General features: G+C 59.2%; 1 protein-coding gene. It reads right to left on the reverse strand.

Annotated elements, in window-relative coordinates:
• The coding region (locus tag V7756_RS18995; protein ID WP_335611763.1) for an aldehyde dehydrogenase family protein at positions 1-371 on the reverse strand (371 nt) is incomplete at its 3' end.
• Positions 372-618: the final 247 nt, after the last annotated feature.

Here is a 618-nt window from a genome sequence, read left to right on the forward strand (position 1 = left end):
CCGATGGGCTGGTAGGTAATCAGCGCGCGTCCACCCTGCAGCGGCCGGGTTTCGTCCTTCAACTGCTCAGGCCCCTGTTCGGCAGAGTAACGGCAGATGGCTGCGCACAGCTGGCACTCCTGGCCACCCTGGGCAATCGGCTTGCCCATCTCGCGGGTCATCAGCTGCGCCAGCTCATCACTGTTCTGCTCGATCAGGTCGGCCATCTTGTTGAGAACCTTGGCGCGCTTGTCCAGGCTCTCCATTCGCCAGCTCTGGAAGGCGGCATCAGCGCGTTCAATCGCCGCATTGGCCTGCTCTTCGCTCAGCAAGTGATATTCGGCAATCCGCTCGCCGGTGCTTGGATCGATGGTGTTGACTGTCTTGCTCATGCTGTTCTCCGTTCGAAGTGAGTAACGACTGCCTAACTTGCGACCACAAAAAACCCGGATCAGCTCACGCCAATCCGGGTTTTCTGTCATAACCTCGAATCGGAGATTCGAGGTCAGGCTTGCTGCAAGCGGATTACTGCATATCAGGCAGCTTCATCCATTGCTGGCTCATCAGCCTCCGACTGCTCATCGGCAGGTGCAGTCGCTGCGGGCTCGTCAGCGGGCGCCGACTTCGCTACATCGACCT

It is taken from the genome of Halopseudomonas sp. (assembly GCF_036961105.1).
Taxonomy (GTDB): domain Bacteria; phylum Pseudomonadota; class Gammaproteobacteria; order Pseudomonadales; family Pseudomonadaceae; genus Halopseudomonas.